Source organism: Amycolatopsis mongoliensis, from assembly GCF_030285665.1.
Classification (GTDB): domain Bacteria; phylum Actinomycetota; class Actinomycetes; order Mycobacteriales; family Pseudonocardiaceae; genus Amycolatopsis; species Amycolatopsis mongoliensis.
In genome coordinates this window covers 17,508-43,024 of the sequence record NZ_CP127295.1, presented here as the reverse complement: position 1 = coordinate 43,024, position 25,517 = coordinate 17,508, and the positions used below count along the sequence as shown (strand labels likewise).

The 25,517-nt window shown below is 71.2% G+C and carries 23 protein-coding genes and 1 tRNA gene; 13 read left to right on the top strand and 11 right to left on the bottom strand.

Features of this window, described 5'->3' with window-relative positions:
- Positions 1-180 precede the first annotated feature (180 nt).
- Positions 181-1,395: a PucR family transcriptional regulator gene (locus tag QRX60_RS00170; RefSeq protein WP_285998754.1), complete on the bottom strand. Its 1,215-nt coding sequence runs from the start codon at positions 1,393-1,395 to the stop codon at positions 181-183.
- Positions 1,396-1,524: 129 nt separating this feature from the next.
- Here QRX60_RS00170 and QRX60_RS00165 point away from each other — a divergent pair, with 129 nt between their 5' ends.
- The 4 genes from QRX60_RS00165 to QRX60_RS00150 all read left to right on the top strand — a co-directional run bounded on the left by QRX60_RS00165 (position 1,525) and on the right by QRX60_RS00150 (position 5,711).
- Positions 1,525-2,430 carry an ABC transporter ATP-binding protein gene (locus QRX60_RS00165; RefSeq protein ID WP_286003461.1) on the top strand — a complete coding sequence of 302 codons (906 nt, stop codon included), beginning with the start codon at positions 1,525-1,527 and terminating at the stop codon, positions 2,428-2,430.
- The gene (locus QRX60_RS00160) at positions 2,427-3,647 is read left to right on the top strand and encodes an ABC transporter permease (protein ID WP_285998753.1); all 1,221 of its coding nucleotides are present in this window, start codon (positions 2,427-2,429) and stop codon (positions 3,645-3,647) included. Before QRX60_RS00165 ends, QRX60_RS00160 begins: the two co-directional genes overlap by 4 nt.
- A 309-nt stretch (positions 3,648-3,956) precedes the next feature.
- Positions 3,957-4,733: a mechanosensitive ion channel family protein gene (locus tag QRX60_RS00155; protein WP_285998752.1), complete on the top strand. Its 777-nt coding sequence runs from the start codon at positions 3,957-3,959 to the stop codon at positions 4,731-4,733.
- 342 nt (positions 4,734-5,075) lie between these two features.
- Positions 5,076-5,711: a nicotinamide mononucleotide transporter family protein gene (locus QRX60_RS00150; protein ID WP_285998751.1), complete on the top strand. Its 636-nt coding sequence runs from the start codon at positions 5,076-5,078 to the stop codon at positions 5,709-5,711.
- Here the strand turns inward: QRX60_RS00150 and QRX60_RS00145 are convergent.
- The gene (locus QRX60_RS00145; RefSeq protein WP_285998750.1) at positions 5,692-7,308 is read right to left on the bottom strand and encodes an L-lactate permease; all 1,617 of its coding nucleotides are present in this window, start codon (positions 7,306-7,308) and stop codon (positions 5,692-5,694) included. The genes QRX60_RS00150 and QRX60_RS00145 overlap by 20 nt on opposite strands.
- A 110-nt stretch (positions 7,309-7,418) precedes the next feature.
- Positions 7,419-8,018 carry a TetR/AcrR family transcriptional regulator gene (locus QRX60_RS00140; RefSeq protein WP_285998749.1) on the bottom strand — a complete coding sequence of 200 codons (600 nt, stop codon included), beginning with the start codon at positions 8,016-8,018 and terminating at the stop codon, positions 7,419-7,421.
- Between the two features lie 70 nt (positions 8,019-8,088).
- On the opposite strand from QRX60_RS00140, the gene QRX60_RS00135 reads away from it, so the two are divergent.
- The gene (locus QRX60_RS00135; RefSeq protein WP_285998748.1) at positions 8,089-8,844 is read left to right on the top strand and encodes an SDR family oxidoreductase; all 756 of its coding nucleotides are present in this window, start codon (positions 8,089-8,091) and stop codon (positions 8,842-8,844) included.
- Here the strand turns inward: QRX60_RS00135 and QRX60_RS00130 are convergent.
- Together QRX60_RS00130 and aceE are read right to left on the bottom strand one after the other, a co-directional pair.
- Positions 8,841-10,052, bottom strand: a complete 1,212-nt coding sequence (locus QRX60_RS00130) for an alpha-hydroxy acid oxidase (protein WP_285998747.1) — start codon at positions 10,050-10,052, stop codon at positions 8,841-8,843. The two genes, QRX60_RS00135 and QRX60_RS00130, sit on opposite strands and share 4 nt — an antisense overlap.
- 73 nt (positions 10,053-10,125) lie before the next feature.
- Positions 10,126-12,921 carry a pyruvate dehydrogenase (acetyl-transferring), homodimeric type gene (gene aceE / locus QRX60_RS00125; protein WP_285998746.1) on the bottom strand — a complete coding sequence of 932 codons (2,796 nt, stop codon included), beginning with the start codon at positions 12,919-12,921 and terminating at the stop codon, positions 10,126-10,128.
- 417 nt (positions 12,922-13,338) lie between these two features.
- Between aceE and QRX60_RS00120 the strand changes: the two genes are divergently transcribed.
- The 3 genes from QRX60_RS00120 to QRX60_RS00110 all read left to right on the top strand — a co-directional run bounded on the left by QRX60_RS00120 (position 13,339) and on the right by QRX60_RS00110 (position 14,422).
- On the top strand, positions 13,339-13,770 hold the full coding sequence (locus QRX60_RS00120; protein ID WP_285998745.1) for a DUF3052 domain-containing protein: 432 nt from the start codon (positions 13,339-13,341) through the stop codon (positions 13,768-13,770).
- A 72-nt stretch (positions 13,771-13,842) separates the two neighbouring features.
- On the top strand, positions 13,843-14,304 hold the full coding sequence (locus tag QRX60_RS00115; protein ID WP_285998744.1) for a peroxiredoxin: 462 nt from the start codon (positions 13,843-13,845) through the stop codon (positions 14,302-14,304).
- Between the two features lie 46 nt (positions 14,305-14,350).
- A tRNA-Val gene (locus QRX60_RS00110) sits at positions 14,351-14,422 on the top strand.
- On the opposite strand, the gene QRX60_RS00105 is transcribed toward QRX60_RS00110, so the two are convergent.
- Entirely contained in the window at positions 14,382-15,848 is a 1,467-nt protein-coding gene (locus QRX60_RS00105) for an MFS transporter (protein ID WP_408630249.1), read from the bottom strand. The two genes, QRX60_RS00110 and QRX60_RS00105, sit on opposite strands and share 41 nt — an antisense overlap.
- A 227-nt stretch (positions 15,849-16,075) precedes the next feature.
- Complete coding sequence (locus QRX60_RS00100) at positions 16,076-16,576, bottom strand: carboxymuconolactone decarboxylase family protein (protein WP_286003459.1); 501 nt, start codon at positions 16,574-16,576, stop codon at positions 16,076-16,078.
- Positions 16,577-16,701: 125 nt separating this feature from the next.
- Here QRX60_RS00100 and QRX60_RS00095 point away from each other — a divergent pair, with 125 nt between their 5' ends.
- Positions 16,702-17,166: a MarR family winged helix-turn-helix transcriptional regulator gene (locus QRX60_RS00095; protein ID WP_285998743.1), complete on the top strand. Its 465-nt coding sequence runs from the start codon at positions 16,702-16,704 to the stop codon at positions 17,164-17,166.
- Here the strand turns inward: QRX60_RS00095 and QRX60_RS00090 are convergent.
- Entirely contained in the window at positions 17,163-17,579 is a 417-nt protein-coding gene (locus QRX60_RS00090) for a cupin domain-containing protein (RefSeq protein WP_285998742.1), read from the bottom strand. The two genes, QRX60_RS00095 and QRX60_RS00090, sit on opposite strands and share 4 nt — an antisense overlap.
- 14 nt (positions 17,580-17,593) lie before the next feature.
- Entirely contained in the window at positions 17,594-19,081 is a 1,488-nt protein-coding gene (locus QRX60_RS00085; protein ID WP_285998741.1) for an AMP-binding protein, read from the bottom strand.
- Between the two features lie 31 nt (positions 19,082-19,112).
- Between QRX60_RS00085 and QRX60_RS00080 the strand changes: the two genes are divergently transcribed.
- Positions 19,113-20,249 (top strand): acyl-CoA dehydrogenase family protein, encoded by a 1,137-nt coding sequence (locus QRX60_RS00080; RefSeq protein ID WP_285998740.1) that lies wholly within the window; start codon positions 19,113-19,115, stop codon positions 20,247-20,249.
- 55 nt (positions 20,250-20,304) lie between these two features.
- Positions 20,305-21,252, top strand: coding sequence for an SDR family NAD(P)-dependent oxidoreductase (locus QRX60_RS00075; RefSeq protein ID WP_285998739.1), 948 nt, complete (start codon positions 20,305-20,307; stop codon positions 21,250-21,252).
- Here the strand turns inward: QRX60_RS00075 and QRX60_RS00070 are convergent.
- Entirely contained in the window at positions 21,249-22,418 is a 1,170-nt protein-coding gene (locus QRX60_RS00070; RefSeq protein ID WP_285998738.1) for an aminotransferase class V-fold PLP-dependent enzyme, read from the bottom strand. The two genes, QRX60_RS00075 and QRX60_RS00070, sit on opposite strands and share 4 nt — an antisense overlap.
- 45 nt (positions 22,419-22,463) lie before the next feature.
- Between QRX60_RS00070 and QRX60_RS00065 the strand changes: the two genes are divergently transcribed.
- Together QRX60_RS00065 and QRX60_RS00060 are read left to right on the top strand one after the other, a co-directional pair.
- Positions 22,464-23,096 (top strand): GntR family transcriptional regulator, encoded by a 633-nt coding sequence (locus tag QRX60_RS00065; protein WP_285998737.1) that lies wholly within the window; start codon positions 22,464-22,466, stop codon positions 23,094-23,096.
- A complete protein-coding gene (locus QRX60_RS00060) occupies positions 23,093-23,851 on the top strand; it encodes a metallophosphoesterase (protein ID WP_285998736.1) in 759 nt (252 codons plus the stop codon). Before QRX60_RS00065 ends, QRX60_RS00060 begins: the two co-directional genes overlap by 4 nt.
- Here the strand turns inward: QRX60_RS00060 and QRX60_RS00055 are convergent.
- Positions 23,841-25,466, bottom strand: coding sequence for a CocE/NonD family hydrolase (locus QRX60_RS00055; RefSeq protein WP_285998735.1), 1,626 nt, complete (start codon positions 25,464-25,466; stop codon positions 23,841-23,843). The genes QRX60_RS00060 and QRX60_RS00055 overlap by 11 nt on opposite strands.
- Between the last annotated feature and the right edge of the window lie 51 nt (positions 25,467-25,517).

Genomic DNA, 25,517 nt, shown 5'->3' with positions numbered 1-25,517 from the left:
TCAAGACAACACGCTCACGGTGCTTCGGCGTGATGCCGACGCTCACAGTGTCTGTGCGGCGTCTTTGTCGGAAACCTCCAAAGACGCGCCGGAGAAGCTCGCGCGTAACCCGGAAGCCTTGTCGGGTTCAATCACCTTTCGCTGTTAAGTCCATCACGTGACGCCCGTCTCGGGACGGGGTCACCAGAGGCCGCGGGCCCTCGCCAGCCGGCCCACCGCCAGCGCGATCCGCAGCACCAGGGCGTCCCGCGGGTCCGTCGCCTGGCGCCCCGTCAGATCGGCTGCCTTCCGCAGCCGGTACCGGACCGTGTTCGGGTGGACGAACAGCGTCTTCGCGCACGTCTCCAGCACCCCGCCGCTCTCCAGGTACGCCTCCACCGTGCGCTGCAGCGTGGGGCCGGCCTCCTCCAGCGGGCGCGCGATCGTGTCCACCAGCAGGCGTTCCGCCTCCGCGTCGCCCGACAGCGCGCGCTCCGGCAGCAGGTCCGCCGAACGGACCGGGCGGGGCGCGCCCGGCCAGCCGACCACGGCCCGCAGCCCCGACAACGCCTCCGTCGCGCTGTGGTGCGCCTCCGCCAGCGACGGCACCGTCGGGCCGGCCACCACCGGGCCGTCGGCGAACGCCACCGACATCCGCGTGAGGATCTCGCGCTCCTTCACACCGCCCTCGGTCGGGCCGCCGACCACGACCACCAGCCGGGAGCCCTGGACCGACAGCAGCACCGGGCGGCCGACGCGGGCCGCCCGGCTGCGGACCTCGAAAACCACCGTCGGCGGGTCCTCCGACGGCGGATTGCCCACCAGGACCGTCGCCGCCCCCGACGGCTCCCAGCCCAGCGCCGTCGCGCGCGAGAGCACGGACTCCTCCGCGTCGCCACGGACGATCCCGTCGACGACCAACGCCTCCAGGCGGGCGTCCCACGCGCCGCGGGCCTCCGCCGCCGCCGCGTACGAGTTCGCCGCCGCGAACGCGATTTCCCGGCCGTAGCGCAGGATTCCCTCGATCAGCGCCGCTCGTTCCGCCTCGTTCGCGGCGAACTCCGGCAGCTTCTCTTCGAAGACTTCGATGGCCAGGCGCACCATGCCGACCGCCTGGCGCAGGCTGACCCACCGGGACAGCTCGGCCGGGGCGTCGCGGAACGCCTCGGTCGTCAGCTTCAGTGCCTCCTTCGAGTCCCGCAGCCAGTCGACGAAGCCCGCGGCGCCCGCCTGCGTGATCATCAGGACGCTCGCGCGCTGGTCGGCGGGCAGCCGGGCGAACCAGGTCAGCCGCCGCTCCATCACCGCGATGCTCGCGCTCGCCAGGCTGCCGGAGGCGTGCTCCAGCCGCCGAAGCGTCTTCGCGGAGAGCCCGTGGTGCTTCGGCACCCGGCGCGGGGCGGTGGTTCCATCCATGGCGCACGCGATCCTACGTGCCCGCACCTTTCGCAGCCCCCGGCGGCAACGCGCGGTGCTATGCGGCGCGTGTAGGAACTGCCTAGGATCGCGAGCGGGGGGAGCCAGTGAATGAACGGGGGAACCGGAATGGCCGGTTTGGAGATCGACAAGGTCTCAAAACGCTTCGGTGACGTGGTCGCTTTGCACGAAATGACGTTCGACGTGCGGCCGGGCGAGCTGTTCGGCTTCGTCGGCAGCAACGGTGCCGGCAAGACCACCACCATGCGGATCGCGCTCGGCGTGCTTTCCGCGGACGCCGGCGAAGTGCGCTACGACGGCGCACCGGTGACGCACGAAACGCGGCGCCGAATCGGGTACATGCCCGAGGAACGCGGTCTCTACCCGAAGATGAAGGTGGCCGAGCAGCTGACCTACCTCGCCCGGTTGCACGGCATGTCGGCGGCCGACGCGCGCTCGTCGGCGGAGAAGTGGACCGAACGGCTCGGCGTCGCCGGGCGCCGCGACGACGAGGTGCAGAAGCTCAGCCTCGGCAACCAGCAGCGCGTCCAGCTCGCCGCGGCGCTGGTGCACGAACCGCGGATCCTGGTGCTCGACGAGCCGTTCTCCGGCCTCGACCCGGTCGCGGTCGACGTGATGAGCCAGGTGCTCAAGGAGAAGGCCGCCGACGGTGTGCCGGTGGTGTTCTCCAGTCACCAGCTCGACCTGGTGGAGCGGCTCTGCGACCGGGTCGGGATCGTCCGGAGTGGACAGATGGTCGCCAAGGGGACCGTCGAGGAGCTGCGCGCGGGTGGCGCCGTCCGGCTGCGCGTCGACGCGCCCGACGCCGCCGACGGCTGGGCCGACGCCCTCCCCGGGGTGAAGGTGCTGGGCCGGACGGGGTCGGTGACCGAGCTCGAGCTGGGCGACGGCGCCGACGACCAGGTCGTGCTCAAGGCGGCGCTGGCCACCGGGCGGGTGCACGAGTTCGCCCGCGAGCAGCCGTCGCTGACCGAACTGTTCCGTTCCGTCGTCACGCAGGAGGTCCCCGCATGAGCACCCCGGTTCCGGACGTCCGGATGAGCCCGGCGGCCGCGGTGGGCCTGGTCGCCTCCCGGGAGATCACCACCCGGGTGAAGTCGAAGGCGTTCCGCATCGCGACCGTCGTCATGCTGCTCCTGATCGTGGTCGGCATCGTGCTGATCAAGCTGATCTCGGGCGGGGGCGGTGCCGACTCGACCGTCGGCTACACGCCGGCGACCGCCCCGCTCTCGGCACCGCTGCGGGCCGGCGGGCAGACGGTCGGCGAGAAGATCGACGTCGTCCAGGTCGCCGACGAGGCCGCCGGCCGCGCGAAGCTGGCCGACGGCTCGATCGACGCGCTGCTCACCGGCGACGGCAAGACCGTGCACGTCCAGGTGAAGAAGGACCTCGACGGCAAGCTGGCCAACGTCCTGCAGCTGCTGTCCCAGCAGGTGGCGATCACCCAGCAGATCACCGGGCTCGGCGGCGACCCGGCCCGGTTCCAGGCCGCGGTCGGGTCCGCGAAGTTCATCGAGGACCCGCCGCTGGAGCAGCCGTACGACTACAACGGCCAGCAGCTCGTGCTGGGCATCATCGCGGGCATCCTGATCTACATGTCCCTGATGATCAACGGCCAGACCGTCGCGCAGGGCGTCGTCGAGGAGAAGACGTCGCGCGTGGTCGAGTTGCTGCTGTCGACGATCAAGCCGTGGCAGCTGATGGCCGGGAAGGTGCTCGGCATCGGCGTGGTCGGGCTGATCCAGATGGTCGTGATCGGGGTCGGCGGGGTGGTGGCCGGACTGGCCACGAACGTGCTCACGATCTCGGTTTCGGCGGCCGTCGGCACCGTCGTGTGGCTGATCGTGTGGTACCTGCTCGGGTTCTTCATGTACTCGATCGTGTTCGCCGCGCTCGGGGCGCTGGTTTCGCGCCAGGAAGACGTCGGTGGCGCGACGATGCCCGCGCTGATGCTGGTGATCGCCGGATACGTGGTCGGCATTTCCGTGCTGCCGAGCGATCCGGGCAACACGTTCGTCGAAGTGCTTTCGGTGATTCCGGTGTTCTCGCCGACATTGATGCCGATGCGGCTGGCCATGGGCGGGGTGCCGGTCTGGGAAGCCGTGGTGTCGGTGGGACTGGTGGTGCTGCTGATTCCGGCGTTGATCTGGCTGGCCGCGCGGATCTACCGGAATGCGGTCATGCGCACCGGCGCGAAGGTGAAACTCCGCGACGCCCTGCGCGCCGCCTGAAGTTCGCCGATCGTTCATCCGGCCCTCGGACGCCTCCGGTGTCCGGGGGCCGGAACGCGTATTCCCCCCAATGCTCGAGGCCGCCCGGCGCTTGCGGTTTACGCTGCGCCGGACGGCCTCGTCTCCCCGGTCCCCACCGGTGAAACCAGTATGGCCACGGGTGATCTTCGCGCGCCAGTCGTCTCACTCGATCGTGGGGCGCACGAGTTGCCGCCGCTGGGTACCTGATCAACGATCCGGTGCACAAAGCGGCACCACCCCGAATCGGCGGGTGGGCGATTCGGGCGCAAACCCTTGGAGGGAGTCGGTATGGGCCAGCAACTGAAGGACGGGCTCGGGCAGGCGTGGAATCTCGTGGCCACGTTCGTCCCGAAACTCGTCGGTTTCCTGATCATCCTGCTGATCGGCTGGCTGATCGCGAAGGCCGTCGCGAAAGGGTTGAGTCTCGTCCTCGGAAAGGCCGGGTTCGGGAAGCTGATCGAGAAGACCGGTCTTTCCGGCACCGTCGGCCAGCAGAAGATCGACGCGACCGGGATCCTCGTGAAACTGGTCTACTACTTCATCCTGCTGATCGCGCTGCAGCTGGCGTTCGGCGTCTTCGGGCCGACCAACCCGGTGAGCCAGCTGCTCAACGACATCATCGCGTTCCTGCCGCGGATCGTCGTGGCACTGGTGCTCGTCGTGGTCGCCGCGGCGATCGCGAAGGTCGTGCGTGACGTCGTTTCGTCGGCGATGGCGGGCCGCCCGGCCGGCCGGTACCTGGCCACCGGCGCCTACTGGCTGATCATGGCGTTCGGCATCATCGCGGCGCTCGGCCAGGTGAACATCGCGACGGCGATCACCGGCCCGGTGCTGATCGCGGTGCTGGCGACGATCGGCGGCGTGATCGTGGTCGGCTTCGGCGGCGGCCTGATCAAGCCGGCGCAGGACCGCTGGCGCGGCTGGATCGCGAACATGCAGCAGCAGATGGCGGAGACGCCGGCGCAGCGCACCGGCGAGATGGGCACGAGCGCGCCGCCGCGCGCGACGGTCGGCGCGGACAACACCCCGACGCCGCCCGCGGGCACCCCGCGCCCGCAGCTCTGAGCGGAGCGGACCGGGAGGGGCCCGGCGGGCGAGGAAGCCGCCGGGCCCCGACGCGCCGCCGGGCCCCGAAGCCGTGAATGGCCCATTGACGGACTTCAAGTCCCGCAATGAGCCATTCACGGCTTACGCTGGGGCGACGGGCTGCCGGCCGCGCCCGGGGTGCTCAAGACGATCTCCGACACCGCCGGCGTTACGTTCGGCGTGCAGGCCCGGGTCGTCCGCGGCGGCACGCTCCGCCTCGGCGACGACGTCCACGCGGTGGGATGTTCCGCGGCTCACAGTCTCTAGGGAATTCACCCCCTCCGGCGCATGTTTGATGCGGTAGGACGAAAGGGGCGTCAGGTGGATTTCCTGCTGCACCACGGAATCACGGTGCTCGGTCAGTGGATCTCGATCGCGGAGCTCGCCGGGCAAGTCTTCGCGCTCGCCGTCGTGTTCCTCGCGCAGCGTCGCACCCTGTGGACGTGGCCCGTGCAGGTCGGCGCGACCGTGCTGCTGTTCGCCGTCTACGCCTCGGCCCACCTCGGCGGGCTCGCCGCCCGCCAGGTCGCCATCCTCGCCATCTCCGTCTACGGCTGGTGGGCCTGGACCCGCCGCCAGGACCCGGTGTTCGGCGTCGTCGTGCGGCAGGGACGGCTCGTCGAACGGCTCGCCATGCTCGGCGCCTTCGTTGCCGGCACCACCGTGATGGCCCTGGTGCTCGACGCGCTCGACGCGTCCTGGGCACCGTGGCCGGACGCCGCCATCTTCGTCGGCACCCTCGTCGCCTTCGGTGCGCAGGGGGCGGGGCTCGTCGAGTTCTGGCTGGTCTGGCTGGTCGTCGACGCGATCGGCGTGCCGTTGCAGATCTCGTCCGGGCTGTACTTCTCCGCCGCGATCTACATCGTCTTCGCCGGGCTCGTCGTGCACGGCTGGTGGAGCTGGAACCGCTCCGCGAAGCGGGTGGCCGGCCGTCAGGTCATGGCAGCATCCAGCTGAGCGCCGCGGTGCTCTGCCCGAACACGATCAGGCACATCACCAGCAGCAGCCCCAGGCTCCACGGCAGCACCTTCCGCAGCAGCTTGCCCTCTTCGCCCGGCAGGTTCGCCGCCACGCAGGCGATCGTGAGGTTCTGCGGGGAGACCATCTTGCCGAGGACACCACCGGAGCTGTTGGCTGCGGCCAGGAGGTCCGCGGCCAGGCCCGTCTTGTTCGCCGCGGTCACCTGCAGCGCGCCGAACAGTGCGTTCGCCGACGTGTCCGAGCCCGAGACGGCGACGCCGAACCAGCCCAGCACCGGCGACAGGAACGCGAGGCCGGCGCCGGCGGCCGCGATGAACGTGCCGATCGTCGACGTCTGGCCGGACAGGTTCATCACGTAGGCCAGCGCGAGCACCCCGGTGACGGTGAGGATGGCGAACCGCAGTTCCTTGACCGTCGCCAGCCATTCCTGCACGGTGCCGCTCGCCGACACGGCCAGGATCGCCGCCGTCAGGATCCCGGCCAGGAGCACCAAGGTTCCGCCGGTGTTGAGGAACGGCAGCGAGAACGTGTTGCCGGACACCGGTTTCCCGTTCGGGCCGACGACGTTCAGCCCCGGCCAGTGGAACTTCCAGGTCGCCTTGTCCAGCAGCTTCTTGATCGGCGGCAGCACGGCCAGGGAGAAGATCACGATGATCAGCGCGTACGGCAGGTAGGCCTTGAGGACGTCGTTGCGGGAGTCCTCGGGCGGCGCTTCTTCGGTTGTCGTCGTCGTCCCGCCCATGCCGATCCGGACGGCTTCGGGCACCGGACGGCGGGTCTGGGGGAGCGCGACCAGCGCGGCGGCACCGGCGAGCGCGGCGCCGATGTCGGCCAGCTGCGGCGAGACGAAGTTGGACGCGAGGAACTGCACGAGCCCGAACGCGACCCCGCAGACCAGCGCGGGCAGCCAGGTGTCCTTCAGGCCGCGCTTGCCGTCCACGATGATCACCAGCAGCAGCGGCACGACCAGGGCGAGCAGCGGCGTCTGGCGGCCGACGATCGACGAGACCTGCTGCAGCGGCAGGCCGGTGACCTGGGCGAGCGTGACGACGGGCGTGCCCATCGCGCCGAACGCGACCGGCGCGGTGTTCGCGACCAGCGCGACGACCGCGGCCTTCACCGGGTGGAAACCGACGGCCACCAGCATCACGGCGCTGATCGCGACCGGCGCGCCGAAGCCCGCGAGGGCCTCCATGAGCGCGCCGAAGCAGAAGGCGATGATCAGCGCCTGGATCCGCGGGTCGTCGGAGATCCGGCCGAACGAGCGGCGCAGGACGTCGAAGTGCCCGGTCCGCACGGTGAGCCGGTAGATCCACAGTGCGTTGACGACGATCCACATGATCGGCCACAGCCCGAACGCGGCGCCCTGCAACGCGCCGGAGACGGCCTGGACGACCGGCATGCCGTACGCGGCGATCCCGACGACGAGCGCGACGAGCAGCCCGATCAGGGCGGCGTGGTGCGCCCGCATCCGGACGGCGCCGAGGAGCACGAGGACGGTGGCGAGGGGCAGCACGGCGACGAGCGCCGACAGGCCAAGAGAACCGAGGGGAGTCAGATCCTGCACGAACACGGGCGACCTCCGTTTTCCACGATGCGAAAACGGCCTTTCGGCGAGTGCCCGAGATCTTCGTCACAAACCGGCCGGTCCGTCAAGAAGTTGAGACCGGTTGGCCCAACGGGTCAGGGCTTGACCGGCCGGGGCAGCACGGCGATCGCGGTCTCGGCGATCGCGCGGATGCTGTCCGGCTCGACGCCGCCCTTGCCGAGCGCTTCGAGGCCGCGCAGGACGGCGAGCACGAGCCCGGCCAGGTGGGCGGGGTCCGGGCCGGTGTCGATGTCGCCCGCGCGCTGCGCGCCCGCGATGCACGCCGTCAGGTAGTCCTGCAGGTCGCGGAACGCCCGCCGGGTCCGCGCGGCGACCGCCTCGTCGTGCTCCGCGCATTCGGCGGCGCCCTTCGCGATCAGGCAGCCGCGGCGCTCCCGGTCGGCGGCGACCGACTCGGCGATGGCCCGCACGTGGTCGCCGAGCCGTCGGAGGGCCGTGTCGTCGGGGCCTTCGAGCTGGTGCCGCACGCCATCGGTCGATTCGGTGCAGTAGTAGTCGTAGACGCGCAGGTAGAGCGCGTGCTTGTCCCCGAAGGCGCCGTAGAGGCTGCCCTTGCCGAGGCCGGTCGCGGCGGCGATGTCGTCGACCTTCGTGCCCGCGTAACCGTGCTCCCAGAACTGGTCCCTGGCCGCGCGCAGGACCGCTGCCTCGTCGAAGCTCCGGGGTCTCGCCATGGGGTCAGGCTACCCATTCTTGACTATCTCGTCCAGAACGGCGTACGTTCTGGACTAGATAGTCAAGAACTTGGAGGGCATCGTGAACCTGGAGAACAAGACCGCGGTCGTGACCGGGGGCAGCACCGGCATCGGGCTCGCCATCGCGAAGCGCTTCGCGGCCGAAGGCGCGCACGTCTTCATCACGGGCCGTCGCAAGGAGGCCCTCGACGACGCGGTCGCCGAGATCGGCGGCGGCGTGACGGCGGTCCGGGCGGACTCGGCGAACCTGGCCGACCTGGACGAGCTCTACCGGGCGGTGGCGGAGCGGGGCCGAGGGCTGGACGTGCTGGTGGCCAACTCCGGCGGCGGGGGCTTCGCCCCGCTCGGCGAGATCACCGAGGAGCAGTTCGACACCACGTTCGGCACGAACGTCAAGGGTGTCCTCTTCGCCGTCCAGAAGGCGCTGCCGCTGCTGAACGCGAACGCGTCGATCATCCTCACCGGATCGACGACGTCGACGAAGGTCTCCCCGGCCTTCAGCGTCTACGCGGCGACGAAGGCGGCGGTCCGCAACTTCGCCCGCAGCTGGGCGCTCGACCTGAAGGGAACGGGCACGCGGGTCAACGTCCTGAGCCCGGGCCCGACGCGCACGCCGGGCCTGCTGGGCCTGGTGGACGACGACGCGCAGCAGGGCCTCGTCGACGGCCTCGCGGCCGAGGTGCCGCTCGGCCGCCTCGCGGACCCGGCGGAGATCGCCGCCGCCGCGTTGTTCCTGGCCTCCGACGAGGCGAGCTTCGTCAACGGGGTCGAGTTCTTCGTCGACGGCGGCCAGGCGCAGGTCTAACGCAGGGTGGCGTGGCTCGGCGTCAGGTCCTTCAGCGTCCGGACGCCGAGCAGCTGCATCGTGCGGACCATCTCCGTGCGCAGGATGTCCACGCAGCGCTGGACGCCGCGCTCGCCGCCGGCCATCAGGCCGTAGAGGAACGCGCGGCCGATCAGCACGGCGTCGGCGCCGCGGGCGATCGCCGCGACGATGTCGCCGCCGGACAGGATGCCGGTGTCGATCCAGACCTCGGCGCCGCCCTGGAGCTCGTCCAGCACCGCCGGGAGCAGCTCCAGGGGCGTCGGCGCGCGGTCCAGCTGGCGGCCGCCGTGGTTCGAGATCAGCACCGCGTCGGCGCCGTGCTTGACGACGTCGCGGGCGTCCTGGACGTTCTGCACGCCCTTGACCACGAGCTTCCCGGGCCAGGTCTGCCGCACCCAGTCGAGGTCGTCGTAGTTCAGCGTGGGGTCGAACAGCTTGTTCAGCAGCTCGGCGACGGTGCCGTCGAAGTGGCTGAGCGACGCGAAGTGCAGCGGCTCGGTGGTGAGCAGGTTGAACCACCACGCCGGGTGCGTCGCGCCGTCGAGGAACGTCTTGAGCGTCAGGGCCGGCGGGATCGTCAGGCCGTTGCGGACGTCGCGCAGGCGCGCGCCGCCGACCGGGGTGTCCACGGTCAGCATCAGCGTGTCGTAGCCCGCCGCCCACGCGCGATTCATCAGATCTTCGCCGGCGCCGTGGTCGCGCCAGACGTAGAGCTGGAACCACTTGCGGGCCTCCGGCGCCGCCTCGGCGAGGTCCTCGATCGACGTCGTCGCCATCGTCGAGAGGCCCATCGGGATGCCGTTGCGCTGCGCCACGCGGCCGACGGCGGCCTCGCCCTCGTGGTTCATCATCCGCGTGAACCCCGTGGGGGCGAAGGCGAAGGGCAGCGCCGACGTCTTGCCGAGGATCTCGCGAGTGGTGTCCACATCGGACACCCCGCGCAGGACGTTCGGGTGGAACTCGATCCGCCGGTAGGCCTGCCGGGCGCGGCGCAGGCTGTCTTCGAGCTCGGCCGCGCCGTCGGTGTAGTCGAACGCCGCCCGCGGGGTGCGCTTGCGGGCGGCCGTCCGCAGGTCGGCGATGGTGTGCGCGTTCGCCAGGCGCCGCTCGGTCGGGTTCAGCACGATCGGCTTCGGTCGCAGGAGCTGCTTCAGCTCGTCCGGCTTCGGCAGTCGGCGCTTCGTCACCTTCATCAACTCCCTACGCGAGCGGGGACCCGGCAGACATCGGATGTCTGCCGGGTCCCTTTCTAGCACCAGGTCACGCGCTGCCGGAATCCGACGTCTGCGGCCCGGCGGCCGCGATGTCGTCGAGCCGGTACTTCGTGGCCGCTTCGAGGACCTTCGCCTGGTCGACCTCGCCGCGCTTGGCCAGGATCGACAGCGCGCCGACGGTGATCGACTCGGCGTCGACCAGGAACTTCCGCCGCGCCGCCGGCCGGGTGTCGGAGAACCCGAACCCGTCGGTGCCCAGCGTCAGCATGTCGGTCGGCACGTACGGGCGGATCAGGTCCGGCACCGCGCGCATCCAGTCCGACACCGCCACGACCGGGCCGTTCGCGCGTGAAAGCGCCTCGGTGACGTACGGCACGCGCGGCTCGCTGCCCGGGTAGAGCAGGTTGTCGTGGTCGATCTCGACGGCCTCGCGCCGCAGCTCGGTCCACGACGTGGCCGACCACACCGACGCCCGCACACCCCACTCTTCGGCCAGCATCTTCTGGGCCTTGAGCGCGTCCGGCATCGTGACGCCCGAGACGAGGATCTGCACCTCCGGGCCGTCGCCCTCGGGCGCGCCAGCGTACTTGTACAGACCCTTCAGCAGGCCGTCGACGTCGAGGTTCTCCGGCTCGGCGGGCTGCTGGTACGGCTCGTTGTAGATCGTCATGTAGTAGAAGACGTTCTCGCCGTTGCCGTCCGGGCCGGCCTCGCCGTACATCCGGCGCAGGCCGTCCTTCACGATGTGCGCGATCTCGAACGACCACGCCGGGTCGTAGGCGACCGCGGCCGGGTTGGTCGCCGCCAGCAGCAGCGAGTGCCCGTCGGCGTGCTGCAGGCCCTCGCCGGTCAGCGTGGTGCGGCCGGCGGTGGCGCCGAGGACGAACCCGCGGGCCATCTGGTCGGCGGCGGCGTACAGGCCGTCACCGGTCCGCTGGAACCCGAACATCGAGTAGAAGATGTAGATCGGGATCATCGGCTCGCCGTGCGTCGCGTACGACGTGCCGACGGCGGTGAACGACGCGGTCGAGCCCGCCTCGTTGATGCCCTCGTGCAGCAGCTGGCCCTTCTCGGACTCCTTGTAGGCCAGCATCAGGCTCGCGTCGACCGAGGTGTACGTCTGGCCGTGCGGGTTGTAGATCTTGGCCGTAGGGAACATCGAGTCGAGGCCGAAGGTGCGGGCCTCGTCCGGGATGATCGGGACGACGCGCTTGCCGATCTCGGAGTCCTTCGCCAGCTCGCGGACCAGCCGGACGAACGCCATCGTGGTGGCGACCTCCTGCTTGCCGGAGCCCTTCCGGATGCCCTCGTAGACCTTGTCGCCGGGCAGCACGAGCGCCTTGGCGGCCTTCGGGCGGCGTTCCGGCAGGAAGCCGCCGAGCGCCTTGCGGCGGCCGATCAGGTACTCGATCTCGGGCGAGTTCGCGCCCGGGTGGTAGTACGGCGGCAGCTTCGGGTCGCGCTCGAGCTCCTCGTCGCTGATCGGGATCCGCTGCGAGTCGCGGAACAGCTTCAGGTCGTCGAGGGTGAGCTTCTTCATCTGGTGCGTGGCGTTGCGGCCCTCGAACGCCGGGCCCAGGCCGTAGCCCTTGATGGTGTGGGCCAGGATCACCGTCGGCTGGCCGTGGTGCTCCAGCGCCGACTTGTACGCCGCGTAGACCTTGCGGTAGTCGTGGCCGCCGCGCTTGAGGTTCCAGATGTCGGCGTCGGAGAGGTCCTTGACCAGGTCCTTCGTCCGCGGGTCGCGGCCGAAGAAGTGCTCGCGGACGAAGGCGCCGTCGTTGGCCTTGTACGTCTGGTAGTCGCCGTCGGGCGTCACGTTCATCAGGTTGACCAGCGCGCCGTCGCGGTCGGCGTGCAGCAGCGAGTCCCACTCGCGGCCCCAGATGACCTTGATGACGTTCCAGCCGGCGCCGCGGAAGTACGACTCCAGCTCCTGGATGATCTTGCCGTTGCCGCGCACCGGGCCGTCGAGCCGCTGCAGGTTGCAGTTGATCACGAAGGTCAGGTTGTCGAGGCCCTCGCCGGCCGCGACGTGGATCAGGCCGCGCGACTCGGCCTCGTCCATCTCGCCGTCGCCGAGGAACGCCCAGACGTGCTGGTCGTCGGTGTTCTTGATGCCGCGGTCGCGCAGGTAGCGGTTGAACCGCGCCTGGTAGATGGCGTTCATCGGGCCGAGGCCCATCGACACCGTCGGGTTCTCCCAGAACTCCGGCATCAGCCGCGGGTGCGGGTACGACGGCAGGCCGCCGCCCTCGCCGGCGTGCGAGTACTCCTGGCGGAAGCCGTCGAGCTGCTGCTCGGTCAGCCGGCCCTCGAGGAACGCGCGGGCGTAGATGCCGGGGGAGGCGTGGCCCTGGATGTAGATCTGGTCGCCGCCGCCGGAGTGGTCCTTGCCGCGGAAGAAGTGGTTGAACCCGACTTCGTAGAGCGCGGCGGAGGAGGCGTAGGTCGAGATGTGCCCGCCGACGCCGACGCCGGGGCGCTGCGCCCGATGCACCATGATCGCGGCGTTCCACCGGATGTAGGCCCGGTACCGGCGCTCGATCTCCTCGTCACCGGGGAACCACGGTTCGTTCTCGGTGGGGATGGTGTTGACGTAGTCCGTCGAGGTCAGCGCGGGTACGCCGACGTTGCGTTCCCGGGCGCGCTCCAGGATGCGCAGCATCAGGTACCGGGCCCGCTGCTGACCTCCCCTGGCCAGCGCCTCGTCGAAGGAGTCCAGCCACTCGGCGGTCTCCTCCGGGTCGATGTCGGGCAGGTGCGCCGCCAATCCGTCACGGATGACGCGTACGCGTGCCGGGGTCTCCTTGCCGGAGGCGCCGTCGTTCTGCGGGGCCAAGGGGTCTCCTTGCGAAAAGTTGCAGCCGGTGGTGCTCGTACTCGGGGGTGTACGACTCTCCATCGTCGTCTTCCGTCCCGGCTTCCGCACCGCTACTGAGCGGTAACATCAGCCGACCCGGTCGAGCCACTCCCCGCGCGCGGTGTATCGCGCGCGCGTTTTCTTCCTCCCCACCCTAGGGGACGCCCCCCGAAGGGGTGGCAGACCGGTCTCCGGAGGTACCCGAAACGCCGTCGCGGGAGGCCGGTGGCGGGCCGTATCCTGCGACACGAGTTGTCAAAGATCCGGTGTGGACGGTTGCGCGCGGAGCCGCACCAGTGTTCGCTATCGGCAACCGGGTCGCCGAGTGTGGCGCAGCCGTACCCTCACAGAGGGGGTCGGACGCCACGCTCCGTCGTAGTTGGAGGAGTGAAAGCAGTGGTCGCCGCGGGAGACGCTGATCAGACCAGCGTCGCCGAGAGGCTCGGCATCAAGCCCGAGATGGTGGTCCAGGAGATCGGCTGGGACGAGGACGTCGACGACGACGTCCGCGCGGCGATCGAGGAGCAGATCGGCGGGGACATCCTCGACGAGGACGCCGACGAGGTCATCGACGTGGTGCTGCTGTGGTGGCGCCAGGACGACGGCGACCTGGGTGACGCGCTCATCGACGCACGAGGCCCCCTGGAGGAGACCGGCGTGATCTGGGTGCTCACCCCGAAGACGGGACAGCCAGGGCACGTCGAACCGAGCGAGATCGCCGAAGCGGTGCCCGTCGTCGGACTGGCCCAGACCGCCAACATGAGCGTCGGGGCGAACTGGATCGGCACGCGCCTGGTCTCCCCGAAGTCGAAGTCGAAGCAGCGCTGAACAGGTCCCGCCCGGCTGACACGATAGGGTTGTCGTCGCAGGCACGTGTCCGTACGGGAGAGGAAACGCGGTATGACCGTCGAGGTCGGTTCTGAGGCCCCTGACTTCACGCTCAACGACTACAACAAGCAGCCCGTGCAGCTGTCGTCCTTCCGGGGTGACAAGCCGGTGCTGCTGGTCTTCTACCCGTTCGCGTTCAGCGGCATCTGCACCGGCGAGCTGTGCCAGCTCCGTGACGAGTTCGCCGACTACGACGGCAAGGGCGTCCAGGTCCTGGGCGTCTCGGTCGACACGCCGTTTTCGCTGAAGGCGTGGGCCGAGAAGGAGGGCTACCAGTTCCCGCTGCTGTCCGACTTCTGGCCGCACGGCGAGGTGGCCAAGGCGTACGGCGTGTTCAACGAGCAGGCCGGCCTGGCGGTCCGCGGCACGTTCCTGATCGACCAGGACGGCGTGGTGCGGTTCGCGGAGGTCAACGCGCCGGGCGAGGCCCGCGACCAGCAGGGCTGGAAGAAGGCCGTGGCCGAACTGGCTTGATTTCCCCGGACGGCGGCTCCCGGTTTTCCGGGGCCGCCGCCCGAGGGGGCGCATAGCTCAGCGGAAGAGCACTCGGCTTACACCCGAGCGGTCGCAGGTTCGAACCCTGCTGCGCCCACCGGCTCACCCTTCGCGGGGCGACGCATCGCCGTCACCAGCAGCGCCAGGCCCGCGAACAGCACTGCCGCGATCACGCCCGTCACGTTCACCGTCGTCGTGAACGCCTCTTTCGCCTGGTCCGCCACCTCCGGCCGGACCACGTCGACGGCCAGCGTCGTGCCGCCCGGGAACACCCCGTGGTACACCGCCGTCGCCGTCAGGCCGATCAGGGCCAGGCCCAGCGAGCCGCCCAGGTAGTTGCCCGTGTCGGCCATCGACGCCGCCGAGCCCGCTCGTTCCGGCGGGACCGAGCCGACCACCAGGCCGATGCCCAGCGCGAACAGCGGGCCCGTGCCCAGCGTCAGCACCGCGATGCCCACCATGACCAGCCCCGCGCCGTCGGTGAAGGCCAGCAGGATGCCGCCGGCCGCCGAGACCACCAGGCCGCCCGCGATCGCTGTCGCCGGGGCCATCCGGCGGGTCAGGGCCGGCGCCGTCATCGTGCCCACCGCGACGCCCAGCCCCATCGGGGCGAACAGCACCGCCGACGCGAGCGGCGAGTAGCCCAGGACGCTCTGCAGGTACTGCGTCACGAGCAGGCCGACGCCGGCCATCGCGACGCCGGCGAACACCAGCGCGACCAGCACCGCGGTGAACGGCCGGTTGCGGAACAGCCGCAGGTCCAGCAGCGGGGACGACGTGGTCAGCTGGCGGCGGGCGAAGACGGTGCCGAGTGCGGCACCGGCGGCGAGCGCAGCGAGGGGCACCAGCAGGTCCCCGGTGGTCAGCTGCTTGAGGCCGAACACGATCAGCAGCACGGCGGCCAGCGAAAGCCCGACCCCGGCGAAGTCGAGCCGCCCGGCCGCGGGGGTGCGGAACTCCGGCAGCAGGAACGGGCCGGCGGCGAGCAGCACGCCCATCGCCGGGACCGCGACCAGGAAGACCGAGCCCCACGCGAAGTGCTGCAGCAGGAACCCGGCCAGGACGGGGCCGGCCGCGCCGCCCGCGAACTGGCAGGTGGCCCAGATCGAGATGGCCTTCCCGCGCTGCCGGCCGTCGCGGAACATGTTCGTGATCAGGGCGAGTGTCGAGGGCATCAGCGTCGCCCCGGCGATGCCCAGCGCGCCGCGGGCGACGATGAGCATCGCCGGGCTGGTGGAGAACGCGGCGACGACCGACAGGGCCGCGAAGGCGGCGCCTCCGGCGAACAGCAGCCGGCGCCGGCCGATCCGGTCGCCGAGGGTGCCCATGGTGATCACGAAGCCGGCGACCACGAAGCCGTAGCTGTCGGTGATCCACAGCTGCTCGGTCGCGCTCGCCCCGAGGTCGGCGCTCAGTTGCGGCAGCGCGAGGAACAGCGAGGTCATGTCCATCGCGACGAGCAGGGTGGGCAGCACGAGCACCGTCAGCCCCAGCCACTCCCGCCGTCCGGCCGGCTTGTCCATGTCGACTCCTTCTCGGTGGTTGAACACCCAGGGGTCGGAGCCGCGCGCCGCGACCGGACGTCGTGAGAGGTGAGACCTGAGTCACATGAACCTCGGGGCCGTGTCCGGCGAGTAGCCGGCGACCGATCGCCGAAGCGAAGGGATGAAACCGCGGCAGCGATGGAAAGGAACGCCGGTCGCCGAGGCCTGACGCGCCTTCGTCGAAGGCGACGCGACCGGAACCACCGTCAGACCGCGGTAGCGCGCCAAGCGTGGCCGGCGAAAGCGTCGTCCAGTGGCGCGTCCGTCAGGCGGTTCGCGAACGTCGACAGCGTGTACGTCCCGATCCCCAGCACCACCTCCAGGGCGTTCTGCGCCGTGTAACCGGCGCCGGTGAAAGCGGCCAGCTCGGCGGGCGGGACGTCGCCCGTCGTGTCCATGACCGTCAGCACGAACCGCCGCAGCGCCTCCAATCTCGGTGAAGGCAGCGAAGACTGCGCCCGCAGCGCCGCCACCAGCTCCGGTGCGGCGGACAGGCCTTCCAGGGTGGCCGTGTGCATCGCCACGCAGAGGTGGCAGCCGTTGCGCGCCGCCACCGTCATGACCAGCACTTCGCGGTCCAGCGCCGGCAGTGTCGTGGACTCGAAGATCGCGTTGAGCTTCAGGAAGCCGGTCAGCAGTTCGGGGGACGTCGCCAGGCGCGCGACGGCGGACGGGACGCGGCCGAACTTCTTCGCGGTGGCCGCCATCGCCGGGCGGGCGGCCGGGGGTGCAGACTCCGGGGTGTGATCGGGGAACAAGACGTCTCCAGACGTAGTATCGACAACGTGGTTGTCGAAACCGTAAACCTGGTTGTCGAGAAAGGCAAGGGGTGATGACCGACGCGCCCGGCTACGAGCTGCCCTTCCTGCTCTTCGGCGGGTTCCGCACGCTCATCGACCGGCTCCACGCCGAGCTCGCGCGCCGCGGGCACCCGGACGTCCGCCCGTCCTACGGCTTCGCCATGCAGGCCATCGGGGTCCGGGGCGCGACGGCGTCGGAGATCGGCCGCCGGCTCGGCGTGTCCAAGCAGGCGGCCGGCAAGACGGTCGAGCGGCTCGAGGCGCTCGGGTACGCCGAGCGCGCCGACGATCCCGATGACGCGCGCCGCAAGATCGTGCGGCTCACCGCGCACGGCGTCGACGCGCTCACGAAGTCCGCGGAAATCTTCGACGACCTGCGAAAAGACTGGGCCCGCACGGTCGGCGCCGAGCGGATGACCGCGCTCGAGACCGATCTGCGCGCGGTCGTCGGTCCCGCGGCCTACCGCCTGGACGCGGCGGGCTGGTTCTCGAGCTAGAAGCCGCAGCCCGGGTCCGGCGCGTCCTCCGACAGCGGGCTGCCCGCCGGGAGCACGTACAGGACTTCGAGCACCAGCGGCGTCGTCCCGAGGTTGCGGCCGATGTGCACCTGGTCGGGCTTTTCGGTGAACGCGCGCCCGGTGCCGAAGACGCCGTCGATGCTGCAGTCGGCCAGGTTGTGCGTCAGCGTCCCGGCCTTCACGTACGCGTAGAGCGTGCCGTCGTGGAAGTGCCAGCCGGTGTAGCCGCCGGGCTGGATGGTGATCTCCCGCAGTGTGTAGTCGGTGTGGCCGATGGTCTTCTGGGCCAGGATCGTGCCGGCGACGCCGCTGCCGGGCGTCGCGGACGCGGTCCCGGACGCCAGCGTGACGGCCAGCGCGGTCGCGGCGAAGAGCGTGACGGTCTTGCGCATCGGGCGGTCCTCCCTCAAGCCTGGCGCAGGGTGCGCCGCATCATCTTGCCCGATTCGGTGCGGGGGAGGCGATCAGTGAAGTCGAACCGCTTAGGCGTCTTGAAGCCGGCCAGCTCGCCGCGGCAGTGCTCGGCCAGCCGCGCGGCCAGGGCGTCGTCCGGCACCACGCCCGGCACCGGCTCGACGACGGCGACGACCCGCTGTCCCCACTCTTCGTCCGGTTCGCCGATCACCGCCGCGTCGGCGACGTCCGGGTGGCTCAGCAGCCGCGCCTCGATCTCGGCGGGGTAGATGTTGACGCCGCCGGAAAGGATCAGGTCGGTCCGCCGGTCGAGCAGGAACACGCGGCCTTCGGCGTCGCGGTACCCGAAATCGCCGACCGTGATGAACTCCCCGGACCGGTTGGCCGCCGTCTTCTCCGGGTCGCCGAGGTAGTCGATCGCGGTGTGCGCGGAGCTGAACCAGATCGTGCCGGGCTCGCCGTCCGGCACCTCGGAACCGTCGTCGTCGAGGATCTTCAGCCGCACGCCGGTCAGCGGCCGGCCCACGGTTCCCGGCGTTTCCCGCCATTCGGCCGCCGTGACACCGCAGATCAGGCCTTCCGACGCGCCGTAGTACTCGTGCGCCACCGGGCCGAGCCAGCCGATCATCCGCTCCTTGACCTCGCGCGGGCAGGGCGCCGCGCCGTGGATCACGCTCACCAGGCTCGACGTGTCGTAGCGCGCGCGGACGTCCTCGGGCAGCCGCAGCATCCGGTGGAACATGGTCGGCACCAGGTGGGTGCCGGTGACGCAGTGCCGTTCGATGAGCCGCAGGGTTTCCTCGGCGTCGAAGCGGTCCATCAGCACCGCGCTGTGCCCGAGGTGCATCGCGTTGACGGCGAACGAGCCGGGCGCGGCGTGGTAGAGCGGGCACGCGACCAGGTGCACGCCCGGCCCCGGCCGGACGTCGAACAGCGCCATCAGGTCGCGGTGGATCGGGTGCAGGGCCGGCGGGTTCCCGCTCAGCGCGCGCCGGACGCCCTTGGGCCGCCCGGTGGTGCCCGAGGTGTAGAGCATCGTCTGGCCGGCGGTCCGCGGCTGCGGCGCGGTCGACGGCTCGTCCTCGCCCCAGGACGCGTAGTCGCCCCAGCCCTCGGCCGGGCCGACCGAGAACCGGGGCACGTCGAGGGCGCAGCCCCGCGCGATGTCCGCGTCGGCGACGACGACCCGCGCGCCGCTGTTCTCCACCACGTAGGCGATTTCGGCCGGCGACGACCGGTAGTTGACCGGGGTGAAGTACATCCCGGCCTGCAGCGTGGCGAACAGCAGCTCGAAGTAGGGGAGTCCGTTGTGGACGATCGCGACGACGCCGTCGCCCGGCCCGAGCCCCAGCCGGTGCAGCGCGTGCGTCAGCCGGTTCGCCCGCGCGGCCAGCTCGCCGAACGTCGCGGCCGTGCCGTCCGGCGCGAGCACCGCGAGGCGGTCCGGGTGCTGCTCTGCCACGGCGAAGAAGGTGCTCACGCGCCGCACGCTACCGGGTACGGTGCGACGCATGGACGCGGAGCTTTTCGGGCAGGTGCTCGGTGCGGTGCGGGACTTCGTCCGCAAGGAGGTCGTGCCGCGCGAGACGGAGATCGACGAGCGCGACGAGATCCCGGCCGAAATCCGGGACAAGGCCGCCGAGCTGGGCCTGTTCGGCTGGGCGCTGCCCGAGGAGTACGGCGGCCTCGGCCTGGGCATGGCCGAAGACGTCCGGCTCGCGATCGAGCTCGGCCACACGACGCCCGCGTTCCGGTCGCTGTTCGGCACCAACAACGGCATCGCCGGCCAGGCGATCGTGCACTACGGGACGCCGGACCAGCGCACCCGCTGGCTGCCGCGGCTGGCCGCGGGGCAGGCGATCGCGTCGTTCGCGCTCACCGAGGCCGAGGCCGGCTCGGACCCGGGCGGCCTGACGAGCAGAGCGGTCCGCGACGGCGACCGCTACCGGCTGTCCGGCACCAAGCGGTTCATCACCAACGCGCCGCTGGCCGAGGTCTTCGTCGCGTTCGCGCGCACGGACCTCGACAGCACCGGCAGCCGCGGCATCTCGGCGTTCCTGGTGCCCGCCGGCGCGGACGGCGTCACCGTCGGCCCGCACGACGCCAAGATGGGCCAGGCCGGCGCGTGGACGTCGGAGGTGGTCTTCGACGACGTCGAGCTGTCCGCCGGCGCGCTGGTCGGCGAGGAGGGCAAGGGCTTCGGCATCGCGATGGCCTCGCTCGCCCGCGGCCGGCTGCACATCGCGGCGCTGTGCGTCGGCATGGCCGAACGCGCGCTCGCCGAAGCCGTCGACTACGCGCGGACGGCCCGCCAGGGCGGCCGCGTGATCGGCGAGTACCAGCTCGTGCAGGCGCTGCTGGCCGAGTCGCACGCCGAGCTCGCCGCCGGCCGCGCGATGGTGCACGAAGCCGCCGCGAAGTACGACTCGGGCGAGGACCGCAAGCTCGGGCCGTCGTCGGCGAAGCTGTTCTGCACCGAGATGCTCGGCCGGGTCGCCGACCGCGCGGTCCAGGTGCACGGCGGCATGGGCTACGTCCGCGGCGTCACGGTCGAGCGGATCTACCGCGACGCGCGGCTGTTCCGCATCTACGAGGGCACCAGCGAGATCCAGAAGCTCGTCATCGCCCGGCAGCTGCTCAAGGACTGATCCCTGCGTCACTCGGGGTTGCGCTGGAGTTCACTCCAGCTCCTAGCGTCGGGGTATGACCACTGCACAGCACAAGATCGGCTCGGGCTTCGGCGCCACCAGCACGGCGGCCGAGGTCCTGGCCGGCATCGACCTGACCGGCAAGCTCGCGATCGTCACCGGCGGCTACTCCGGCATCGGGCTCGAAACGACGCGCGCCCTGACGCGGGCGGGCGCGCACGTCGTCGTCCCGGCCCGCCGCCGCGCGACAGCCGAAGAAGCGTTGCGGGGCTTCGAAAACGTCGAGATCGACGAGCTGGACCTCGGCAACCTCGACAGCGTCCGCGCCTTCGCCGGGCGGTTCCTCGCCTCGGGCCGGGGGATCGACATCTTCATCGGCAGCGCCGGGATCATGGCGTCGCCGGAGACGCGCGTCGGGCCGGGCTGGGAGGCGCAGTTCGCGACCAACCACCTCGGGCACTTCGCCCTGGTGAACCGGCTCTGGCCGGCGTTCACCCCGGGCGCCCGCGTGGTTTCGGTGTCCTCGCGCGGCCACCACTACGGCCCGGTGCGGTTCGACGACCTCGAATTCCGCCAGGGCTACGACAAGTGGCTCGCCTACGGCCAGGCGAAGACGGCGAACGTCCTCTTCGCGGTCCAGCTCGACAAGCTGGCGCGCGAGCACGGCGTCCGCGCGTTCGCCCTGCACCCGGGCCGGATCCTGACCGAGCTGGTGCGCCACCTGGACCGTCAGGAGCTGGTCGACGCGGGCATGGTCGACGAGGCCGGGCAGGTCACCGGCGGCGCCAAGACGCCGGAGCAGGGCGCGGCGACGCAGGTGTGGGCGGCGACGTCCCCGCAGCTCGACGGCCTCGGCGGCGTCTACCTCGAGGACTGCGAGATCGCCGAGCCGGCGCCCGCCGACGGCGGCCGCACCGGCGTCAAGGACTACGCGATCGACCCGGTCCTGGCCGAGCGCCTGTGGACGGTTTCGGCCGAGCTGACCGGAGTCGACGCCTTCTAGAGCTTTTCCACCTGCCGCACCAGCAGGTCGATCTCGTCCTCGGTGTTGTAGTAGTGCACCGACGCCCGGACCATGTCCGGCAGGTCGCGCGCGGTGAAGTCGAACTGGGCCGACGTCCGCGACGAGATCGAGGTGGTGATGTTCGCCTCGGCGAGCCGGGCCTTGATCTCCCCGGCCGGGGTGCCGTCGACGCTGAAGGTGACGATGCCGCACTTGCGGGCGCCGACGTCGTGCACGCGCGCCCCGGCTTCGGCGAGCCGGGCGCGCAGGGTGGCGGCCAGCGATTCGACACGCGTCTCGATGGCCGGCAAACCCCAGCCGAGTGCGTAGTCGATCGCCGCGCCGAGGCCGAACACCGCGGCGAAGTCGCGCTCCCACACCTCGAAGCGCTTGGCGGTCGGGTCGACGACGTACTCGGTGGGCGACACCCAGGTCGCCGAGTGCAGGTCGAGCATCGCGGGCTCCAGCCGTTCGCGCAGCCGGGGGTGCACGTAGAGGAACCCGGTGCCGCGCGGCCCGCGCAGGTACTTGCGGCCGGTGGTGGAGAGCGCGTCGCACTTGAGGCGCGTCACGTCGAGGTCGAGCTGGCCGGCCGACTGGCACGCGTCGAGCAGGAACGGGATGCCGGCCGCTTCGGCGACCGCGCCGATCTCCTCGGCCGGGTTGACCAGGCCGCCCTGGGTGGGCACGTGGCTGACGGCGATCAGCTTGACGTCGCCGTCGACGCGCCGCCGCAGCTCCTCGACGTCCAGCTGCCCCGACTCGTCGTCGCCGACCACTTCGACGACCGCGCCGGTGCGCCGGGCGACCTGCAGGAACGCGATGGCGTTGCTGGCGTACTCCGCGCGGGAAGTGAGGATCCGGTCGCCGGCGTTGAACGGAAGCGCGTAGAACACCGCCTGCCACGAGCGGGTCGCGTTGTCGGTGAGCGCGATGTCGTCGGGCTCGCCACCGACGAGCCGTGCCGCCGAGGCGTACACCGCGTCCAGGCGGTCCGCTGCCTCGGCAGCCGCTTCGTACCCGCCGACCAGCGCTTCGTGGCGGAGGTAGTCGACGACGGTGTCGGTCACGACGGCCGGGGGGAGCGCGGAACCGGCGTTGTTGAAGTGGACCACTTCGGCGCAGCCGGGCGTTTCACGGCGGGCGCGGTCGACGTCGAAGGCCATGTGAACTGAATACAGTAGGTCCTTTCTGTATGCAATACTGCGAACGTGGCCCGAACCCCGCTGCGCAGCGACCTCATCGAGGAGATCACCACCCGCGTGCTCGACGGGAGGCTCGCCGCCGGCGCCCGCGTCAACGAAGTGCACCTGGCCCGCGAGCTGGGCGTCAGCCGGACGCCGCTGCGGGAGGCGCTGATCGGGCTCGCCGACCGCGGCCTGCTCGTTTCCGCGCCGGGGCGGGGGTTCCTGGTGCCGCCGTTCGACCCGGACGAAGCCCGCCGCCTCTACCCGCTGCTGGCCGAGCTCGAAGCGCTCGCCCTGCGCTGGACGTCGCCCCTGGAGCTGGCCGGGCTGCCGGACGCGCTCGACGCCGTCGCCGACGAGATGGCCGCGGCGCTGGAGCGCGGCGACGATCTGTCCGAAGTGGACGACCGGTGGCACGCGCTGCTGCTCTCGCGCTGCCCGAACCCGCACCTGCTGCGGCTGATCGAGCAGACCAAGCCGCTGCTCAAGCGGTACGAATCGTGCTACTTCGGCGGAGCGGACCGCGCCGGGGAGAGCATCGGCGAGCACCGCCGGATCGCCGCGTCCCTGCGCGACGGCGACCTGCCGACCGCGTCCGCGGTGCTCGTCCGCAACTGGGTGAAAGCGCTGGCGTACCTGGGGAAGGACGAAAGATGATCATCGCGCACCTGAGTGACCTGCACCTGGACGACGGCCCGCGGGCCGAGGACCGCGTCGCCGCCGTGATGGCCTGGCTGGGCGGGCTGGCTCGCCCGATCGACGCCGTCGTCGTCACCGGCGACATCGCCGACCACGGTGCGGCGTCGGAGTACGCGCGCGCCGCCGAGCTGCTGAAGCACCCGGCGCCGGTGCTGGTGTGTCCCGGCAACCACGACGTCCGGGCGGCGTTCCGCACCGGACTGCTGGGCCTGCCCGCCTCCGACGCACCCGTCGACGTCGCCCACGAGGTCGGCGGCGTGCTGTTCGCGATGTGCGACTCGACGATCCCGGGCCGCGGCGCGGGTTTCCTGGCCGACGAGACGATCGACTGGCTCGACGGCGTCCTCGCCGGCGGCGACGGCCCGGCGGTCGTCGCCTTCCACCACCCGCCGGTCGAGGTGGGTGTCCCGCTGGTCGACGCGATCCGGCAGTCGGGGGAGCAGCGGCTCGCCCGGGTCCTGCTGCGCCACCCGCGCGTGGTGGCGCTGCTGGCCGGGCACGTGCACACGGGTGCTTCGACGACGTTCGCCGGGGTGCCGCTGCGCATCGCCCCCGGCGTCGTCTCGCAGTCGCTGCTGCCGGCCGAGCCGGGCGCCGACCGCGGCTGGGACGAAGGCGGGCCGCTGGACTACGAGCGGCCGCCTTCGCTGCTGCTGCACGTGGTGCACGACGACGGCCGGGTGACCAGCCACCACCGCACCGTCAGCTGTTGAACACCGGCAGGGTGATCTTCGACGGCCGGGCGGCGTCGTGGAACACCTCGAACCGGTTCGGCTTCCCGTCGACCGCCGACGTGACCGGTTCGCCGGTCCCGTGGTTGCGCGCGAACCGCGGGAACGCCCCGCCGGCCACCTGGACGCGCAGCCGGTGGCCGTGGCGGAAGCGGTAGGCCGTCGGGTCGAGCGTCACCTCCGCCGTCACCACGCCGTCCGCGTCCGCCGACGGGAACCCCGGCCGCAGCCGGCGGATCCCGTCGGTCACGTTGCGGGAGACCCCGCCGGAGTCGACGTCGCACAACCGGACGTAGATGTCGGCGTGCCCGAGCTCGGTGCGCACGTGCACGGTCGCCGTCACCTCGCCGATGACGTCGAGGTCCGACGGCAGCGGCTCGCCGGTGAACACCAGGACGTCCGGCCGCGCCTCGACCTCCTGGTTGTCCCGCTGCTTCCACTCGCCCGTCAGCAGTGGCCCGCCGACCGCCGGAGTCGGGTCGGCCGGGTCGAAGGTGAACGTCGTCGGCAGCGCCTCGTCGCCGGCCCGTTCGCCGAGCCCGCCGATCGGCCGCAGGTGGGCCGCGGTCGCCGTCGACGGCGGCGGCCACGACTCGAAGTCGAGCCAGGTCCCGGCGCCCTGCAGGAAGAGGCGGACCGGGGCGCGCTGCAGGAAGGTGCGGTCGCCGAGCAGGTGGGCGCGCAGGAAACCGAGCTGGTCCCGGATCATCGGGCCCATGCTGGCGGGCTCCCCGTGCGCCCACGGCCCGATCGTGATCCGCGGCGCCTTGCCCGCCTCGGCGAGGGTTCGGAAGTCGCGCAGCTGCGAGCCGATGAACAGGTCGTACCAGCCGGTGACCATGGACACCGGGACGTCCAGCTTCGCGACTTCGGCGCTGTGGTCGGACATCGCCCAGTAGTCGTCGTCCGGCACGAAGTGCTCGGTGATGTCCTGGAGGAACTGCACCGGCTTCCCGATCGCGGCGACGTCGGCGCGGCTCAGCGGCAGGAACGACATCGCCTTCCGCGTCTTGCGCTTCTGCAGCGGGTTCGGCAGCGCGGCGAAGCGCTCTTCCTGCCGGCCGATCATCGCCGACCACGAGACCATGTTGTCCGCCGCGAGCACGCCGCCCGGGTAGAACGTCGAGACGAACTCCGACGCGGTGACACCGAGGCACATCGCGGCCAGGGGCGGGTCGAGGTAGGGCCCGACCGCCCACTGCGTGTGCCCGAGGTAGCTGGCGCCGGCCATGGCGAGGTTCCCGTCGCACCACGGCTGCGCGCGCAGCCATTCGGCGGTCGCGACGCCGTCCTCGCGCTCGAGGTGGAACGGCCGGAACTCGCCGCCGGAGCCGAACGAGCCGCGGGTGCTCTGGATGACCGTCTGCAGCCCGTGCCGGGCGAAGGTGTCGCCGAAGAGTTTCGAGAGGATGCCCTTGCGCCCGTAGGGCGTGCGGATCAGCACCACCGGCGCCGACGTCGTCCCGGCCGGGGCGTACCGGTCGGCGAGCAGCGTGACGCCGTCGGGCATCGGCACGGTGAGATCGCGCGTCACGACCGGCTTCGGGCCTTCGGCTCGGGGAAGTCCGAGCATCTTGTCGACAAGTCGGTCCAGCACGGGCGCCCAGCCTTCCGAAGTGGAGTCCTGCCTTCCGGATCGACGATACCG

Excerpts from the sequence above, each read along its gene's own strand:
- QRX60_RS00170 (WP_285998754.1), bottom strand. The coding sequence starts at position 1,395 with ATGGATGGAACCACCGCCCCGCGCCGGGTGCCGAAGCACCACGGGCTC.
- QRX60_RS00165 (WP_286003461.1), top strand. The coding sequence starts at position 1,525 with ATGGCCGGTTTGGAGATCGACAAGGTCTCAAAACGCTTCGGTGACGTG.
- QRX60_RS00160 (WP_285998753.1), top strand. The coding sequence starts at position 2,427 with ATGAGCACCCCGGTTCCGGACGTCCGGATGAGCCCGGCGGCCGCGGTG.
- QRX60_RS00155 (WP_285998752.1), top strand. The coding sequence starts at position 3,957 with ATGGGCCAGCAACTGAAGGACGGGCTCGGGCAGGCGTGGAATCTCGTG.
- QRX60_RS00140 (WP_285998749.1), bottom strand. The coding sequence starts at position 8,018 with ATGGCGAGACCCCGGAGCTTCGACGAGGCAGCGGTCCTGCGCGCGGCC.
- QRX60_RS00115 (WP_285998744.1), top strand. The coding sequence starts at position 13,843 with ATGACCGTCGAGGTCGGTTCTGAGGCCCCTGACTTCACGCTCAACGAC.
- QRX60_RS00105 (WP_408630249.1), bottom strand. The coding sequence starts at position 15,848 with ATGGACAAGCCGGCCGGACGGCGGGAGTGGCTGGGGCTGACGGTGCTC.
- QRX60_RS00100 (WP_286003459.1), bottom strand. The coding sequence starts at position 16,576 with ATGGCGGCCACCGCGAAGAAGTTCGGCCGCGTCCCGTCCGCCGTCGCG.
- QRX60_RS00095 (WP_285998743.1), top strand. The coding sequence starts at position 16,702 with ATGACCGACGCGCCCGGCTACGAGCTGCCCTTCCTGCTCTTCGGCGGG.
- QRX60_RS00090 (WP_285998742.1), bottom strand. The coding sequence starts at position 17,579 with ATGCGCAAGACCGTCACGCTCTTCGCCGCGACCGCGCTGGCCGTCACG.
- QRX60_RS00080 (WP_285998740.1), top strand. The coding sequence starts at position 19,113 with ATGGACGCGGAGCTTTTCGGGCAGGTGCTCGGTGCGGTGCGGGACTTC.
- QRX60_RS00075 (WP_285998739.1), top strand. The coding sequence starts at position 20,305 with ATGACCACTGCACAGCACAAGATCGGCTCGGGCTTCGGCGCCACCAGC.
- QRX60_RS00070 (WP_285998738.1), bottom strand. The coding sequence starts at position 22,418 with ATGGCCTTCGACGTCGACCGCGCCCGCCGTGAAACGCCCGGCTGCGCC.
- QRX60_RS00060 (WP_285998736.1), top strand. The coding sequence starts at position 23,093 with ATGATCATCGCGCACCTGAGTGACCTGCACCTGGACGACGGCCCGCGG.